This is a genomic window from Roseovarius salis, assembly GCF_044472985.1.
Lineage (GTDB): Bacteria > Pseudomonadota > Alphaproteobacteria > Rhodobacterales > Rhodobacteraceae > Roseovarius > Roseovarius salis.
In genome coordinates this window covers 1-343 of record NZ_JBISDG010000110.1, presented here as the reverse complement: position 1 = coordinate 343, position 343 = coordinate 1, and the positions used below count along the sequence as shown (strand labels likewise).

Here is a 343-nt window from a genome sequence, read left to right as displayed (position 1 = left end):
CACCCTCGCGGCGCAAGAGCACGAACAGGCGCCGATAGCCGAACCTGCGACGTTCATTGGCCAGATCGTGCAGCCGCTGACGCAGCTCGGTCTCTGGCGGTCTGATCGACCGGTAGCGGATCATCTTCCGATCCGCCCCGACAATCTGGCAGGCCCGCCGTTCCGACAGGCCCATCCGGGCCCGCAGATGCGCAACGGCCGCGCGCTTCACGGCGGGCCTTACCATTTTTTTGAAAGCAGCTCCTTCATCGCCGCCGCATCAAGCATCTGCTCAGCCAGCAGCTTCTTCAGCCGGGCGTTCTCGTCTTCAAGCGCCTTGAGCCGCTTCGCATCGGAAACTGTC

Annotated in this window: 1 pseudogene; it reads right to left on the bottom strand. The window is 63.8% G+C overall.

From position 1 onward, the window contains the following. Positions 1-343, bottom strand: a pseudogene (locus ACH13J_RS18405) (IS3 family transposase); the annotation flags it as partial.